The following is a 16,136-nucleotide window of genomic DNA, read 5'->3' as shown; positions in this document are numbered from 1 at the left end:
GTTAAGAGTCCGAATAGTGAGGTGAAGGTCGAAAAAAATTCGTGAGCGGCCGAATACTATGTGGTTCGGGACGATAAACTGCGTCAATGGCCCAAGACAGTGCAGCTGTTTGAATAAAGTGCTCCGGTCTTTAAGGTTTATTACTGTAGTTCTTATTAGATTGAAGAAATTTGCGACACTCCTGCCGAATAACCCACAGACGATTGCGTCGAGGAGACTTGGCAGACAGTCGGCGAAAATAGATTTAAAACAGAGTTGATAGGAACGGAAGGTACGAGACTCCTGCGCGAAAAGCGTCTAGGGGAGACCCCGCAGGCGAAAGCCGAGGAGGCTCCCCCGACCGCCCGCGGAAAGCGAGTGCCAGGAGGGAGATCGGCGTTCCATGTTTTATAAACCCTCATAAAAACTGTGGACAGAAGGGGTTTTATCTAAATTTCAAAACAGAGTTGATAGGAACGGAAGGTACGAGACTCCTGCGGGAAAAGCGCGTCTAGGGGAGACCCCGCAGGCGAAAGCCGAGGAGGCTCCCCGACCGCCCGCGGAAAGCGAGTGCCCTACGTTCCAATCAACGGTCAAATTTTAAAAACCTTATACATACTAAAAGTCCGCCGTAAATGGCGGACTTTGTTTATTATTTTCCAGAATGATCTTCTTGATAAACGGGAAGTGTTATTGAAATCGTTGTTCCCTTATTCAAAGCGCTAGTTAAATGAAGTGTACCATTCATCGTTTGGATGGTCTTGACAGCCACCATAGATCCCAACCCAGTCCCTTTTTCTTTGGAACTGTAATAAGGCTCACCAAAACGATTTATTTGTTCCTTGTTCATTCCCACTCCATTGTCACTGATTTCGATAATGATATCGAAATTATTTACATAAGAAACAATATTAAGTTCCCCGCCGTTTGGCATTGCCTCTATACCATTCTTGATGAGGTTTAGGAAGCATTGCTTGAAATGTTGAATATTCCCCCGGGTGATGCCTGGAGCCAACTGATTAGATATAGTAACTAAATTCATGTTAGCTAATGGTTTTATCATTTCAATTACATATCCTATTTCACGGTTAATTAAAATATTTTCCACTTTTTCGATTGCAGGTTTTGCAAATGCTAAGTATTCACTGATAATGGATTCTGCACTATTAAGCTCTCTAACTACATGTTGTATATATTGTTCTCTTACTTCCTGAGTCAGATCAGGAGCCTTTAGCAGTTGAACAAATCCTTTCACAACCGTTAAAGGATTTCTAACTTCATGTGAAATGCTGGCTGCAAGCTGACTGACTACCTCCATTTTTTCAAGCCTTACCATTTGTGTCCGGATTATAATGGCATCCTTTAAAATTTCTATGATATAAACAGCTAAACCAATGATGAAAGGAGGGAGGATGATAAAGTAAAATACATACGCCTCCGTTATTCGAAAATAATCAGACATAAAAAGTGAAATGAAGCTCGTTAGTATTCCAAGAAACAAAATTAATAGTATCGAGCTATTAAGCTTATATTTTCGATTGAAATTTTTGAATTTGGAAGAAAATAGAGCCGTTATAATAAAGATTACGATATATACAATTAACGTGAGTAAATTGAAACCATAAAAAGCAAACCTAAAAGTTAATATGATGACTAACAGGGCAGCCCCTACAGGCCAACCACCATAAAGTGTCCCTATTATAAAAGGGATTTGCCTGAGATCATGGACACAATATTCATCGATATAAATAGGAAACTTCATACATAAAATAATAGGAATGCTCATGCATGCAGTAATAAGGGTCTTGCCATACTGACTTAACCTTTTGCCATGATCTAATAAAATGTAATAAATCAAAATGCTTACTAATATATAAAAAAGATTATCTAATATGTTTTGATTGATATAAATAAAATTCATAGGATTCTCCTGAAAAAGTAACCGTTTGGTTTATTATACAAGAATAACACCAAAAAAGAGAATCTTAATAAGTAATTTATTTACAGAACGACTTTGAATTTAAAAAAAGAGTTGGTTAATGTATCTATTTAATTAGAACTATTTAACGATTCATCCGTTCGAATTTGTTTATTACATAATAAAGGAAATATAATAGAGGCAGAGGTGATTTTCATTGAGAAAATGGACAAAAGAAATAGAAATAAATGCCCCAATTGAACAGGTATGGAAGTTTCTTGATGGTTCTGTAGAAAATTTGCAAAAAATCATGCCTCAAGTAGTTGAACAAAAGCCGGTTAAAATAACGGAAGAAGTGGTTGGAAGTGTATATCGACAAAAATATCGAGAAGGAAAACGAACAGAAGAGTATGATATAGAAACATTGGAATATTTGAATGAAACTAATGAGAAAAAGCTTAAAGTAGGCTTCATACTTGCTAAAATGTTTGAAATTACGGCTTTCTATGAACTAAATAAAATCAATGACAATAGAACTTCCTTTACATATACAGTCACCAGTCGCCCGTTAAAGTGGTTTTTGAAATTACTTTTAGTATTTGCCACCGATAAAGTGGTCGTGGAATTTTTAGACCGCGTTAAAAAGGTAGCTGAAGCAGAAACAAGTGGATCATGAATTTATAAAGTTAATCCAAGATCGACACAGCAACGCAGATATTAAAAGAATCCATCTTATTCAAGGTGGATTCTTTTTTATTTGTCGTGAATTAATTTTTCAACCATTGGTACTGTCAGGTTCTTTTATTTGTGGCAAGAAAGATATAACGTGAGAGGGCCGCAGAAACGAAGGAGAACGATTCCATATGTAAAAATCGTGAATTCAATTTTGGGACCTATCAATCTGAATGTATGGTTATTATGCCATTATGATAGAGCATCTATACGGCTGCCTATAAGAAATACTAACAGGAAGAGGGGGTGAATTCTACGGAGGAGGAAAGCTCTGGTGATTTATCAAATTTATTCATAAAGGAAGTATTCTATGGAAAAAAAATACGACTTCGCAAGGTTATTCCCTCCTAAAAGAATTGAGGAAGTAGCTTATATATTAGAGTATGATTTAGAGGGAATAGAGATTCCTAAAGAAGATGAACGTATAAAATATATACTGGCTGATCCTTATGCTCCAGAAATGAAGCTTATTAAAGGAGTATATATAATCTATAATAAAACGATACTAGAATTACTCACAGGAAAAATTCATTCTATTAATAGCTATGAATTTAAATACCCTAAGAAAAAGAATAGAAAGATTTCAGATACAGACATAGAATATGCACTGGACATGGCAACAATTGTAGTACTTGCAAGCACAAATAATATAATACTCACGACCTATTTTATTAGTGGTTCTGCTGAAAAACTAAACAGTATATTAAACTTATGTATTGGCTACTCCAAAGATTTAGCATATGATAAATATAAAGTTAGTTTACAAAATTTTAAAAATGATATTGAAACAGTTAGTCAGATGGGATTATTAGAGAAAATACTTGGAAGTGATTCTGGCGTAAGTTAAGTAATTAAAGATTTCTGTATATTAAATAGAGCCGCCGAGAAATGGTGAACATCACCATGTCTCGGCGGCTGTTTTAATGATTAACGATCCATCGTTTCTATTTTTTCAATGCCAAATAACCGACGAAGCGACTTAGTGAAGTAGTTGGAAAAGAATGGGTTATCATGAGTTTCTTCTGGATTTAACTCAAATAATAGACCGCAGCTTCTGCTATACCTCAATCTCCATCCCGATGTTCCGTTCTTTCGATTGGCTGTAAACACCTTTTGCCACAGCGAGGTCAAAGTAAGCAGCACCGACTGATTTAAAGAAGGTAATTTCCTCTTCATTTTCCCTGCCTGTTTTGGTCCGCATGACAAGTTCATAAAGCTCCCCGTGTATATCATTAAACGACCAATTTCCCTGATTGGCTGCAGAAATGAGTTCTCCTGCTTCAGCCTTCACGCCCGCCAAATCGTCGACGATAATTTTAGCAGCGCGTGAAATGGTGGTATTATCCACTTCTTTCATATCCGGTAAGTAAGACCCGACCCCGTTAATGTGTGTGCCCGGCTTTAAATCGAGTCCATTAAATACTGGCTCGTTCGAGCGGGTTGCACAGCAAATGATATCTGCTTGACGAACAGCTGCTGAAACATCTTCGCAAACTTCAAAAGGAACGGTTACTCCGAATGCCCGCAGCCTTTCACCGAATTTCTGCGCTTTCTCTTGTGTGCGATTTACTAATAAAATACGCTCAATGTCCCTTACGGCCAACACACCGATTGCTTGTTCAAATCCCATAGCTCCTGTCCCGATGATTGTGAGAACCTTGGCGTCTTTACGAGCAAGAAAGTCTGTGGCAATGCCGCTCAATGCCCCCGTTCTGAGACGTGTTAAATAGGAGGCATTCAACAATGCTAAGTGTTTGCCATTTTCTGCATCTGACAGCAAGATGACTCCTTGTGTGGTTGCCATCCCCCTTGAAGGATTCTTTGGAAAAATCGTAACGACTTTGACTGCCGAAACCTCTTCAGATAAATCAGCGCTTGGCATGTAAAGGGCCGATGCCTCGTGTTGAGGATAAGCAAGCACTGTGCGATGAGGGATATCTATTTGTTGAGCACCATGTGCACGCAATACGGCCTTTATATCCGCTATTGCGTCATTCATTCCATATGATTGTTGAATTTCCTTCTCGCTTATTACCAACATTCAATTGTCCTCCTTGAAGTAAAAGATCCATAGATTACATGGCACTAGTATTATGCGTTTCGTCTAATTTCTGATTGCTGCGATCCTTAACTGCCCAAATCGCTGCTAGTGACAGGACAGATGCAAAAATAATATAAAGGGCGACAGGAACATAGGAGTTATTAAACCTATCAAGTAAAGCCGTTGCAACTAGCGGAGCTGTTCCTCCTGCCAGAGCTGCTCCGATTTGATAGCCGAGCGTGATGCCGGTATAACGGATCTTTGCATCGAAAATTTCCGAGAACATCGTTCCAAGAACAGCTGTGATGGGAGCCCAAATAACCCCTAAACCTATCACTGTTGCAACGATCAATAGCAGTACCGATTTTTGCTGCAGCAACCAGAAGTATGGGAATGCAAACAGTGCCATCCCGATCGTTCCCCCTATAAACAGCTTTTTGCGGCCAATCTTATCAGATAAATTCCCCATGATTGGTATTAAAATCGTCGTTATAATTGTCGCAATCATGACTGCAGTTAATGTAGCTGTCCGGGAGAAACCGAGATTTGCAGTAGCATATGATACGACAAACGTGCTGAAAATATAAAATGGAGCTGTTTCTACCACTTTGGCTCCGACGGCGATAAGCACTTCACGCCAATAATTCTTAAGAGTTTCCACAATCGGCAGCTTTGGAACTTCTCCCGATTCCTTCACTTTTTTGAATGAAGGTGTTTCATCAATTCCTTTACGAATCCATAGGCCAAAAAATACTAGCAGAGCACTAAAAATGAATGGTATACGCCATCCCCAAGTCATGAATGCGTTTTCAGGCAGCAGTGTCATAATGGATAAGGCAACGGTTCCAAGCAGCATTCCTATAGTAACACCCATTTGAGGAATGGCTCCGAACAAGCCCCGTTTCTCAGCGGGAGCATATTCAACGGCCAATAAAAGCGCGCCTCCCCATTCACCGCCAATTCCCAGACCTTGTACTAAGCGCAGCGTGATTAATAAAATCGGCGCCCAAATCCCAACGGCTTGATACGTAGGAAGAAGCCCCATCCCAAAGGTTGCGACACCCATTAAACTAAGTGTTAAAACAAGGGTTTTCTTTCTCCCGATACGATCACCAATATGGCTGAAAATCACTCCGCCAAAGGGGCGGATGAAGAATGCTAACGCAAAGGATGCATAGGAAAGCAACAGCCCTATTGTCGGATCTTCATTCACGAAGAATAGCTGGTTAAACACGAGAGCTGAAACGGTCCCATATAAAAAATAGTCAAACCACTCAATTGAACTTCCGACTAAACTCGCAATTAAAATTCGCCGCATTTGTTTCTTCTCCATCTTGAGTCACCCCATTAAAATTGAAGTGTCACTTCAATTTATTATTTCCTTTATTGTAAATAATTTATAATTTTCTGTCAATTATTTTATTAATGACGGAACATTCATCAAAATTTGTACTGTATAATGAAGCTAGATACTATGTAAAAAAAGGGGGCATCTCTATGCCTTTTGATTCAATCGGGGAAAAAATGAAATCATTGAGGAAAGAGCGAAAACTAACATTAAAGAGCCTTGCTGAACAAACAGGCGTTTCGATCAGCTTTTTATCACAAGTAGAACGGGGTAAATCAAGCGTCACATTAGAGTCATTAAAAAAAATCGCTGATACATTGGATGTCAACCCAAGCTTCTTTTTTTCTGAGGACCGTTCCCAAGAAAATTCAGATTATAATCATGAACAATTTCACTATCAGAATTTATCCAGCGGCATTCGTGATGCTGTTTTTTCGCCTATTCTTGTCACCTTAAAGCCAGGTGAAAATAAAGGAAGCGCCTTTTCTCATAGCGGACATGAATTCTTGTTCATTATCGAAGGGAAGTTAACAGTGGAAATAGAGGGAGAAAGAATGGAACTCCATGAACAGCAGTCGTTCATGTTCGATGCTAGAAAAGCCCATTACTGGTTTAACTTCTCGGATCAAAATGTCCGGTTTTTGGTGGTGTCGTCCAAATAACGTCACGGTGCTGTGTAATAAAAGTATATCCAGTTAACGAAACATGTCGTACAAAAGGATAGATGTAAACAGGGATTCCTCACTGTTCATCTATCCTTTCTAACTGTTAATTTGTGTCTTTGCATTAGGTCCTCATTAGTTGATAAAATGATTTATCAGCTGTGTTTCTTTGATGAAACTATTAATGAGGAGCGCTATACATACCTTTCAACAAATAGAAAGTGGGATTTTATGATTAACCTGGATCAAGTGAGTAAAAATTTTTCACAATTTCAGGCTATTAAGTCTGTTACTTTAACAATACCTAAAGGTGAAATTCATGGAATAATCGGAGCAAGCGGAGCAGGGAAATCAACGCTGCTGCGGCTAATGAATTTGTTGGAGACCCCAGATGCGGGCGAAGTGGAGGTAAACGGCCAAAGCTTGACAACATTGAACAATAAAGCACTTCGAGGGGCACGGAAGTCGATTGGCATGATCTTTCAGCATTTTAATCTTGTGGCAAATAAAACGGTTTATGACAATGTGGCAGCCTCTTTAGAACTGGCAAATTATCCAAAGAAGGAACGTCGGAGCCGTGTTGTAGAATGTCTCCAATTTGTCGGATTGGAGGGTGAGATGGAGAGATATCCTGCCCAATTAAGCGGGGGACAAAAACAGCGTGTTGCCATTGCAAGGGCATTGGCGAATAACCCGCAAGTGTTGTTATGTGATGAACCGACCTCTTCCCTTGATCAAAATACAACGGCTGAAATATTAGACGTGCTAGAGAACATCAACAAACGCTTCGGTGTGACGATCGTCATTGTTAGTCATGAGCTGGATGTCATTAAAAGTATATGCAATCGTGTATCGATCATGGCAGAGGGAGAGATTTATGACACGGTCATAATCGAACCAACCGGGATTCAAAAAAAGGATAATCGTCCAGAATACTTTATCGAACAATTAGCAGAGAATGGTGGGCTGGGTCATGCCTGAGATTTTAGTTCAATATGAGGCAGAAATTTGGCAGTCGATTGGAGAAACCATTACCATGGTTGGTGTGTCCATTTTTGCTGCGATTTTGATTGGATTGCCTGTCGGGACCTTGCTATTTCTTTGTAGGAAGGGTCATTTGCTTGAAAACCCGTGGGCTTTCTCGATTTTAAATTTACTTGTCAATATTATCCGTTCTTTCCCATTTTTATTATTGGTTGTTTTTTTAATCCCGTTTACAAGGCTCATAATCGGCACAGCCATTGGTACAGCAGCTGCTTGCGTTCCATTAGCGATCATTGCCATTGCCCATTATTCGCGATTGGTCGAGCAATCTTTATTGGACGTGCCAAAGGGTGTGATCGAGGCAGCCATTTCCATGGGGGCTTCCGTTAAGGATGTCATATTTAAATTTCTTTACGTGGAGGCTCGTTCAGGGCTAGTCCTCGGACTAACAACATCAATCATCAGCTTTATTTCCTATTCAACGATCATGGGAGTGGTTGGAGGCGGCGGTATCGGCGACTTTGCCATCAGGTATGGCTATCAGCAGTTTAAAACAGAGCTAATGATTTATATGATTATCATTATGATTATTCTAGTACAGCTTATTCAATTCATTGGAACGGCAATAGCCGGAATGATTGATAAAAGATAAATAATGGAGGGAAACATCATGAAAAAAATACTCTTTCTCATGGCAGCAATTATGTTGTTTTTAGTAGGATGTGGAAAGACGAATGAAGTAAAAGAGAAAGAAAACGCGCAGAATCAGGAGAAGGAAGAAGTAACATTGAAAGTGGCCTCACTCATTCCCCCGATGACGGAGATCCTAGAGCTTGTTAAACCAAAGCTGGCAGAGGAGGGCATTAACCTGGAAATGGTTGTATTAAGTGATAATGTCCAGCCTAACACCGCACTAGCGGCAAAAGAAGTGGATGTGAACTTCTTCCAGCACGTTCCATATATGGAGGAATTCAATCGAAACAAAAATGCCGACCTAGTACCAGTGAAACCCATTTATTTTGCCAATTATGGTGTGTACTCCAAAGAATACGATTCAATGGATAAATTGCCAGAGGGTGCCGTTATTGCCATTGCAAATGATGTATCGAATATCGATCGTTCATTGGCCTTGCTGGCACAGCATAAAGTAATCACTTTAAAGGAAAAAAAGGGTCCATACTATACAATGTCTGATATCACTGAGAACCCTAAAAACTATAAGTTCAAAGAAGTGGATTTATTAATGCTAGCGAGAACGTATGATGAAGCAGATGCGATCGTGATAACACCTGCTTACGCTGCACCGCTTGGTTTGACACCAAAAAATGACGCCCTTCTCACAGAAGGTGTTGAAAATGACTTTGCGATTACATTAGTGGCACGCAAGGATAACGTGGATTCTGAGCCAGTCCAAAAGTTGGCCAAGGCTATGACAAGCCCGGAGGTACGCAAATTTTTAGAAGAGAAATATAGTGAAACGGCCATTCCGGCATTTTAATTTTGATACAAAGAAAGGGCTAATCCTTCAACAGGAATAGCCCTTTTTTACGTATTGGCTTAACTTTGTGATCGCCCATCGTCTAGCTACTATTAAAAATACTGTCCAATTCCCTTCAATTCTTGAATAAATATAGAAACTCTTCTAAAATATAATCAGTCCATAATTTTACAGTGAATAAAAATATTACATAGAAATGAATAAGAAAAGAAGTTGAAAGGACTTTCCATTATGTCGATGATTTACGAATCTCAAACACTAGTTTCTGCCATGCAAACGCGTGTCGGACAATATAAGGATCTAAAGGAACAGCTCACGGAATTAAAAAAAGGATTTGAGAGTATCGTTCATTTGGATGATGAGCTGCAGGGGCAAGGTGCAGAGGCCATTAAAGGATTTTACAAAGCTCAGATCGATGTCGTGGATTCTTGGCTGCGTCTGATTAATCGGCATGTTGCCTTTTTAAGCGGAATTCAAGGAGATACAATCGAAGCGAACCTGAGTGAAACCGTGGTTACGGTCCCTTTTTTAGAGGAAGAGCTAACAAATGCCACTCGAAATTCCAAGGAAATGGTCACAGCCCAGAAAAATGATTTGAGAAAAATATTGGCTGGAATTGATGACATCATACAGTTAGAGCCCTTTTCCGATGATGCGTTCATTGAAAATATCGAGAAGGCTGAAACAAAACGGACCGAAACGATAGACAAAGTAAACGAAATCGATCATAAGTGGACAGCTGAATATGCCAAATCCGAAGAGGACCAAGCGGCAGTGACGGCACTCATGGAGCAATTGAAAGTATCCAGTACAAGGGGGGGAGTAGTATCCCCGCTCTATTTTAATGCAACAGCTTATAAAAATAGTGAAGCCTATAAAAACCTAGAAGTAAGGAAAAAAGAAACCGCGCAATATCTCAAGGTTAAGAAAGAAGAAGCGGAGAATCGCCGGATCAAAGACTTGAAGGCACAACTCGATCATGTAACAGATCCAGACGAGTTCCTCAAAATCGCCAAGCAGATTGGGTACGAAAACTTAGCGCCCACCCAGCAGCAATATGTCATGCAGCTAGAAGCCGCTAAGCAAACCGCCGACATTACAAAAGGAATCGGCGTAGGCCTGTATGATGTAGGGAAAGACTTTGTGACAGGAGTTTGGGACTTTGTCACAGATCCTGGGGAAACGGTCGAAGGTGTAGCAAACTCAATCATGCACCCGATTCAAACCTATAAATATATATCAAAGTCAATCTCGGATTCATATGAACGGGATATGGTAAATGGCGATGCCTATTCGCGGTCCCATTGGGTAACTTATGCACTCGGAACAGTCGTCACATCAGTGGTCGGAACAAAAAGCGCAGGAGCCATAACGAAGACTGGGGCAGCCACTACTAAAGCCGCTGCAGTAAAAGGCGCTACGAAGGCAAAAGAATTCTCTATTCCTAACCTATTGCCATACAATCCTAAAAACCAACTGTCGTTGGCAGGTGGAGTACCTTATAATGTGGTTAATGGTGCGGGGTTGAAGGATCAGTTAATTTCTATGGCGAAAGTGGAGTCGGAGATTAATGGTAGGGGTACGGGGAAAATTGATTACGATTTAGCTAAAGATTATATTAGAAATGTCGAGACAATAACAGGGTTAAAGATTCATAAAGCACAAACGGAACGATTAAAGGAAGCTTTAAGGAATCATAAATTTGAAAAAATGACCCCAGTTGAGACTATGAAACATAGAAACAAGTTTAACAGTGTAAAAGACAAACTAATAAGTGAATGGGAAGGAAAAACAGGACAAAAATGGCCCCGTTATACTGAAGAAGTTTATGATAAGAACGGTAGAGTCGCAAGAGATATCGGGCAACCTTTTGATGCGCATCATATTATAGAAAATAATTTTGGTGGTCCACATGAATGGTGGAATATACATCCTGCCAAATTTCCTGATGAACATCAGGCAGGTATTCATGGTAAAGGATCTCCATCAAATAAATTGTTTCCAAGGAGGTAATTGATGGTGGCTAAATTTGATTATATTAAAAATAGTAATCATAAGTTTTTTCCATTAAAAGAAAAAGACCTTATAAAAGCAGAGGAAAGACTCGGATTTAACTTTCCCCCTGAACTAAGGGAGTTTTACTTAGAAGTTGGTTATGGTTTTTTTAAAGGCAATAATGAGAATTCAATAAGTAGATTAATGGATCCTGATACTATTGCAGATATTACACTAAGGGAAGGTATCTATGAGTATGACCCTGACTTAGAGGGGATTTATGAAGAAGCAGACAAACTTGTTTTTTATGAAGTAAACGAGGGTGTATATTTGACACTTGATTTAAATGATACTCAAAGGACCTCTGTACACTTCTTTGACAATAAAATAGCTGATTCATTAGAGAGTTTTATAAAAAAAGTTGATGAAGACAATGAATATTTTTTTGATATGATGGAGTAATAAATATTGAAACTTGTCCTTGATTGGCAAAATGCCTTTCAAGGTTCCTTTTTTTGTAGGGCTTCCCAGTGAACCGTTTATAATTTAAAGAATAGAAATAACTCTACTACTGAATGTCAATGTCTATCACTTAGGTGGATTGAAACCAAATAGGAGGTAGCTTATGCAAAAAGAAGGATTTGTATCATTTTGGGTAGGGAATATTAACACATCAGAGGAATTAGACAATTTACTTGAAATTTCTTATACAGAGGATGGGGATTTTGTTCCATCAATGTTTGCTCGAAGCTTTGGCATCGATAGATATGACGACGCTGTTAGAGAAGCGGATTTTTATGATGAAGCTGATAACTCGCTTAGTCGATTATTAGAAGGGTTCTCTTACGATGAGGACATTATTCCTAAATTTTCTTCATTGTGTGGCGCACAGTTACCGAGCCAGTATAATGTTGTAATTCTTTTATACAACTTTAAATATGAGGGAATTAAAAAGAAAACTACAATTAATAATAGTAATTTAGAGTTTTTAGGTGCAGTAGAATGCTTGTAATTTAGATGAAAAATCTTGATTGGCTTAAGCTTTTCAAGGTTTTTTTATTTATTATAATATCCATCAAAGTTTAAAGTTATAGAGGTTGCCTCGATTCTTTAAATTAGAGGAGATCGACTTTTTAGGTTGTAATTCTATTTCCTTATTAAATTACCGAAATGGGTGATATTTTTGTCAATTAAGAAATCAATGGGCCAATACTTCAGTATGAGACATGAGCTTGCGGATGAAGGAATGAACTTTTTATTTAAGACTTCAGTTACTGAAGAGCTTAATTCAATAATTTATGAAGGTGAAGTTGACGAAGAAGATTATATTACATGGAAACCTGTAGAAAAAACTACTTCACATGACTTAAAGGAGTTAGAAGAGAATTTAGGGGTGGGATTCCATAAATCAATTATTGAATATTTTAATTCGTACTGGTTTGCTGATTTAGACGGATTTTTAAATGATTCCTATATCAAATTAGAGGCGATTTTGCCAAACTTCGAATTAGATTCATTCCGGGGGACCTTAGAGGGATATAAAGGCAATCATAATAATAGACTAGAAAATATACCTTTAGGTATTGAAGGTAATGGTTTGTTAGTGGTAATTGATAATGAGAACGGTAAAGTAAAGTTAGAGGACTTCGAAAGGAATTCATTTGAGGTTATTTCAGAAAGTATTGAAGCATTAATTTCTAAACTAAGGTTAAAAAGATAGTCACGTACAGACATTTCCAAAATTCAGGGGAGAAGTTGATAAAACCACAGTAAGTTGGTTCTATCAACTTTTTATTTTTAAAAATTCATTAAATCTTTAGTACTCCTATATACTCTAAAAGCCGGCAAGAAGGAACATAACAGCTCATATAGTTAAAGATTTTATGACGGGAATTTGGAATTTTGTCACCAAACCTGGGTAGGGAATCCGACATCCCCTATAATAGTGGGTGTTTATTGTGTTTAGGTTTAGGTTTAGTTTTTGTGTTACTCATTTTAGCAAGGCTGTCAGCTTGATTTGAAAAATAAATAAATGGTAAGGAGGTAAGTTTTTATGGATAAGAAAGAAATTAGTTTCCTTGAACAGTTACTTTATGATACAGATAATGAAATAATAATCAATGAGTTAACGAATATAGAAAACCCTTTATTTCTTCATTATTTTGCTGCAAATTATAATTGGAATAGTGGATTTGATGTACCAAGAGTTATTTTAGAAAACGAGGCTTGTGATTTAGGTACGGGTTTACTAATGTTTCATTATGCGGACGGCTATCGTATGTTAGAAGATTCAGAAGAAGGTTCAAGTTCTTCATTAGAGGAATGGAAAGAATTTTTGAATAAGCTTTATAATAAACTTATAAACTTTGTGTTTAAATCTCGGAATATTTCCTTTGACCCAGAATTAACAAAAATTCAAAAGTATAAATTGAAAAAGAATAACCCAAACATTCCTGATATTCTTATTAGTAAATCACCAGGCGAAGTAGTTGATATTCCTAAAATATAATGTTATATCTCACTTAAGTCCTATGTACCTGGTTATCTAATGTGCATGTGGTATCCTAGATATTTTAGATCCTGCTTATCATTTTGGAAAGGGCAGTAATTAAGGGGAAGAGGAAAAAATGAGTAAAAAGTTATCTAATGAGGAATTAGTTGAACTAGTAATTAAAATATGTAATCCTATGCTGTCTGATGAAGAAGTAAGTGAGTATATAGAAATTTTAGAAGACAATGTTCCTCATCCTGCCCCTAGTGACTTAATTTTTTGGAATGATGAGGATTTATCACCAGAGGAAGTAGTAGAGATTGCCTTAGCATATAAAGAAGAAAAATAAATGTATTTAGAACACGTATTATTAGAACCTTGAATGGCTATCTACTATTCAAGGTTTCTTTTCGCGGGGCTACCCTTAATTAATAGGAGTTTTTAAATCAAGATTAGTAGGTGATTTTGGTGAAATATTCAGCTTTACAGGAATTTATTAAGCAATATGGCAAAGATAATGATTTTACAGGTGGAGTAAGTGAAGACAAAGTAAAAGAAACAGAACAAAAATTACTAGTCTCATTACCGGAAAGTTATAAGTGGTTTTTAAGAAATTATGGTTATGGTGGACTTTTTGGTGTGGAGATTATTGGATATGGTTTTACGGGTCCAGCAGTAGTAGATGCTACCAAAGGTCATCAAAAGTACTATGATTTAATAAATGGACTTGTGGTTATAGAAGATATTGATGAATTTGCTTATTGTCTCGATACTAATAAAATGAAAGATGGAGAATGCCCAGTCATTATGTGGGATAATCAGGAAGGCTATGGTCGAACGCTTGCCGTTAATTTTTTAGACTATTTAATCGAACGCCTTGAATGGGCAAAAGAAGATTGGGATGAAGATGAAGAAGATTGGTAAAAGCTGAGGGTAATAGTTATTTATCATGATATGTTATAAAGTAAGATATATATTAAATAAGAAGAAGTGGATAGTGCCTTTCGAAAATCAAAGGGACTATCCACTTTTTGTTCATTTAGATTTATCGCAAACCAAAAAAAGGAACAAAACAGCTCATATAAGTAAGGACTTTGTGACAGGAGTTTAGGACTTTGTCATAAACTCCTGGGGTAGCCACTACAAAGCGACTACAGTAAAAGGCGTTACGAAGGCAAAAGAATTAGTCTCAATTCCTAATCTATTGCCTTACAATCCTAATAACGAACTATTTTTGGCAGGGGGAGTACTGAATGCAAAAAGAGGAATTAACAAATTTTATTAATGAACATAACGAATCAGATGACTTTACAGGTGTAGTAGCTGAAAGTCAAGTCAATGTCGTCCAAAATGAGTTAGGGGTGGAATTACCAGAAAGCTATAAGTGGTTTTTAACGACCTATGGTTCTGGTGGATCATTTGGTGTAGATATTTTAGGAGTAGCTAAGTCAAATAGAGCTCCTGTTGTTGTTAACACGAAAAGATATAGAGATTTAGGATTGGAAAAGGACTTAGTAGTTATTGAAAATGCTGGAGAATATGCTTATTGTTTATATACAAACAAAATGGAGAATAATGAGTGCCCAGTAATAGCGTGGAATAGACAAGGGGGACTTGATGACTACAATACAGCAAATAACTTTCATGAATTTTTATCACAAAGGTTATTGGATGCAAAAGAAGCATGGGAAGAAGATTTTTAAAATTGATAACAAGAAGCAAAATATAAAAGGGATCTCGTTATCCAATGGGATAAGTTTTTTAGGTTTATATGAAACTTAATTGGGAAGATAAAATGTATTGGGAAACGTTGGTAGTTTGCCTGAAATGTTAATAAAAGGATGTGGTTATAAATGAATAATGATAAACCTCTTAAATCAGAAACTCCAATATTAGGAACAGACCATACTATTTTAGATTTCTGGCAATGGGGATTTTCAAAAATTTTAACAAACAACCTAAGGGGAATTTTTGCCGAGTTTTTAATCGGAACTGCTCTTGGCTGTTTAAATCAATTACGAGTTGAATGGGATGCATATGATTTAGTTTATAAAGGCATGAAAATTGAGGTCAAATCTTCTGCGTATATCCAAGCATGGCATAAGGAAAGATATTCAAACATCAGTTTTAGTATTGGGGCAAAAAAAGAATATGATTATACAACAAATAAATATAACCCAACCGTAAAACGAAATGCTGATATATATGTATTTTGTTTACTAAAAGAAAAAAATCATGAAATAATTGAACCATTAAATATGAAACAATGGGATTTTTACGTTGCATTAACTAAAGACTTAGATATGCATTTTCCCCATCAAAAAACACTATCTTTAAATTCACTCAAAAAAATAGCTCACCCGTGTACATATGAAGAATTAAAACAGACAACAGATGGTTTGTTATAGTTATTATATTCATTTAAAGGAAATTTCTGTTTTGTTGGCGTTTGAGCCCCATGTTACAAAGGCGCTAAATGATACCAATA

The 16,136-nt window shown here is 37.4% G+C and carries 18 protein-coding genes; 15 read left to right on the top strand and 3 right to left on the bottom strand.

Annotation, left to right across the window (positions count from 1 at the left end; all coding sequences use genetic code 11):
* Positions 1–631: 631 nt before the first annotated feature.
* Complete coding sequence (locus NYE65_RS06955) at positions 632–1,900, bottom strand: ATP-binding protein (protein WP_340860167.1); 1,269 nt, start codon at positions 1,898–1,900, stop codon at positions 632–634.
* A gap of 214 nt (positions 1,901–2,114) precedes the next feature.
* Between NYE65_RS06955 and NYE65_RS06950 the strand changes: the two genes are divergently transcribed.
* Both NYE65_RS06950 and NYE65_RS06945 read left to right on the top strand, forming a co-directional pair.
* Positions 2,115–2,573: an SRPBCC family protein gene (locus NYE65_RS06950; RefSeq protein WP_340860166.1), complete on the top strand. Its 459-nt coding sequence runs from the start codon at positions 2,115–2,117 to the stop codon at positions 2,571–2,573.
* 366 nt (positions 2,574–2,939) lie between these two features.
* Positions 2,940–3,476 (top strand): hypothetical protein, encoded by a 537-nt coding sequence (locus NYE65_RS06945; RefSeq protein WP_340860165.1) that lies wholly within the window; start codon positions 2,940–2,942, stop codon positions 3,474–3,476.
* Positions 3,477–3,686: 210 nt separating this feature from the next.
* On the opposite strand, the gene NYE65_RS06940 is transcribed toward NYE65_RS06945, so the two are convergent.
* Positions 3,687–4,670, bottom strand: coding sequence for an ornithine cyclodeaminase family protein (locus NYE65_RS06940; RefSeq protein WP_340860163.1), 984 nt, complete (start codon positions 4,668–4,670; stop codon positions 3,687–3,689).
* Positions 4,671–4,704: 34 nt separating this feature from the next.
* Positions 4,705–6,003, bottom strand: coding sequence for an MFS transporter (locus tag NYE65_RS06935; RefSeq protein WP_258249062.1), 1,299 nt, complete (start codon positions 6,001–6,003; stop codon positions 4,705–4,707).
* Positions 6,004–6,167: 164 nt separating this feature from the next.
* Between NYE65_RS06935 and NYE65_RS06930 the strand changes: the two genes are divergently transcribed.
* The 13 genes from NYE65_RS06930 (at position 6,168) to NYE65_RS06870 (ending at position 16,056) form a co-directional block, all read left to right on the top strand.
* Complete coding sequence (locus NYE65_RS06930; RefSeq protein ID WP_034309858.1) at positions 6,168–6,680, top strand: helix-turn-helix domain-containing protein; 513 nt, start codon at positions 6,168–6,170, stop codon at positions 6,678–6,680.
* A gap of 231 nt (positions 6,681–6,911) precedes the next feature.
* The gene (locus tag NYE65_RS06925; protein ID WP_340860158.1) at positions 6,912–7,661 is read left to right on the top strand and encodes a methionine ABC transporter ATP-binding protein; all 750 of its coding nucleotides are present in this window, start codon (positions 6,912–6,914) and stop codon (positions 7,659–7,661) included.
* A complete protein-coding gene (locus tag NYE65_RS06920) occupies positions 7,654–8,316 on the top strand; it encodes a methionine ABC transporter permease (RefSeq protein WP_340860156.1) in 663 nt (220 codons plus the stop codon). Before NYE65_RS06925 ends, NYE65_RS06920 begins: the two co-directional genes overlap by 8 nt.
* Positions 8,317–8,334: 18 nt before the next feature.
* Complete coding sequence (locus NYE65_RS06915; RefSeq protein WP_340860154.1) at positions 8,335–9,162, top strand: MetQ/NlpA family ABC transporter substrate-binding protein; 828 nt, start codon at positions 8,335–8,337, stop codon at positions 9,160–9,162.
* Positions 9,163–9,393: 231 nt separating this feature from the next.
* Positions 9,394–11,175: a ribonuclease YeeF family protein gene (locus NYE65_RS06910; RefSeq protein WP_340860152.1), complete on the top strand. Its 1,782-nt coding sequence runs from the start codon at positions 9,394–9,396 to the stop codon at positions 11,173–11,175.
* A 6-nt stretch (positions 11,176–11,181) separates the two neighbouring features.
* Positions 11,182–11,619, top strand: a complete 438-nt coding sequence (locus NYE65_RS06905) for an SMI1/KNR4 family protein (RefSeq protein WP_340860151.1) — start codon at positions 11,182–11,184, stop codon at positions 11,617–11,619.
* Positions 11,620–11,782: 163 nt separating this feature from the next.
* Positions 11,783–12,169: an immunity 22 family protein gene (locus NYE65_RS06900; RefSeq protein WP_340860149.1), complete on the top strand. Its 387-nt coding sequence runs from the start codon at positions 11,783–11,785 to the stop codon at positions 12,167–12,169.
* Positions 12,170–12,358: 189 nt separating this feature from the next.
* The gene (locus tag NYE65_RS06895; RefSeq protein ID WP_340862099.1) at positions 12,359–12,877 is read left to right on the top strand and encodes a SecY-interacting protein Syd; all 519 of its coding nucleotides are present in this window, start codon (positions 12,359–12,361) and stop codon (positions 12,875–12,877) included.
* A 333-nt stretch (positions 12,878–13,210) separates the two neighbouring features.
* Positions 13,211–13,666 (top strand): DUF4274 domain-containing protein, encoded by a 456-nt coding sequence (locus NYE65_RS06890; RefSeq protein ID WP_340860148.1) that lies wholly within the window; start codon positions 13,211–13,213, stop codon positions 13,664–13,666.
* 118 nt (positions 13,667–13,784) lie between these two features.
* The gene (locus NYE65_RS06885) at positions 13,785–13,997 is read left to right on the top strand and encodes a bacteriocin immunity protein (RefSeq protein ID WP_340860147.1); all 213 of its coding nucleotides are present in this window, start codon (positions 13,785–13,787) and stop codon (positions 13,995–13,997) included.
* A 119-nt stretch (positions 13,998–14,116) separates the two neighbouring features.
* Positions 14,117–14,572 (top strand): SMI1/KNR4 family protein, encoded by a 456-nt coding sequence (locus NYE65_RS06880; protein ID WP_340860146.1) that lies wholly within the window; start codon positions 14,117–14,119, stop codon positions 14,570–14,572.
* 329 nt (positions 14,573–14,901) lie between these two features.
* Complete coding sequence (locus NYE65_RS06875; RefSeq protein ID WP_340860144.1) at positions 14,902–15,351, top strand: SMI1/KNR4 family protein; 450 nt, start codon at positions 14,902–14,904, stop codon at positions 15,349–15,351.
* A 150-nt stretch (positions 15,352–15,501) separates the two neighbouring features.
* Positions 15,502–16,056 (top strand): hypothetical protein, encoded by a 555-nt coding sequence (locus NYE65_RS06870; protein WP_340860143.1) that lies wholly within the window; start codon positions 15,502–15,504, stop codon positions 16,054–16,056.
* The last annotated feature ends 80 nt before the right edge of the window (positions 16,057–16,136 follow it).

Origin of the sequence: Peribacillus sp. FSL R5-0717 (assembly GCF_038002945.1) — a bacterium.
GTDB lineage: Bacteria > Bacillota > Bacilli > Bacillales > DSM-1321 > Peribacillus > Peribacillus frigoritolerans.
Note: the sequence above shows the minus strand (reverse complement) of the source record. Positions and strands in the feature narration are given on the sequence as shown.